The 590-nt window shown below is 62.9% G+C and carries 1 protein-coding gene; it reads right to left on the bottom strand.

The window, feature by feature from the left end:
• Positions 1–590, bottom strand: a 590-nt coding sequence (locus tag KCG48_RS14615) for a hypothetical protein (RefSeq protein ID WP_211802905.1), incomplete at both ends; no start/stop codon positions are given.

The following is a 590-nucleotide window of genomic DNA, read 5'->3' as shown; positions in this document are numbered from 1 at the left end:
AGATTTCCGCTGGCATCATAGCCGTACCGGAAGCGCACGTCCTCCTGGCCCGTGGTTTCGTTCCACACCTTGGCGGCGGTTACCCGGTCCAGGGCATCATAAACCCAGCTCTCCCGATCCCCGTTGCCATAGGTGGTCTGAAGCAGCCGACCGCTGGCCGGATCATAGGACCGGGTGACCAGCGCCTGGTTCCCCACATCCACGCCGGTGGCCTGTCCCAGATCGTCATAGCGGAACGTGTAGGTAAAGCCGTGATGGGTGATGGAGCGAAGACGGTCATCGGCATAGCTGTAGCTGAGGGAAAGCGGACGGCCGTCCACCGGGGTGGATACGCCCGTCAGGGCATCCGTCTGCGGATCATGGGTGTAGGTGGTCACCCTGCCCTCAGGATCCGTCACGCTGCTCAGAATTCCGCGGTCTTCCACATAGGCGTAGGTCACGGTGCTTCCCGCACTGTCCGTCACGCGCTCCACATAGGCCCCGCTGGCGGTGGCCTGGGACGTGGCGGTCATGCGGTAGACGTTCCCCTGCACCACCGCCTGGCGGGGATTGCCAAAATCATCATAGGCGAACTGGTAGGTTACCCCTTC

This window comes from Proteiniclasticum sediminis, assembly GCF_018128025.1.
In the GTDB taxonomy this organism is placed as follows: domain Bacteria; phylum Bacillota; class Clostridia; order Clostridiales; family Clostridiaceae; genus Proteiniclasticum; species Proteiniclasticum sediminis.
This window is presented reverse-complemented; position numbering and strand designations above follow the sequence as displayed.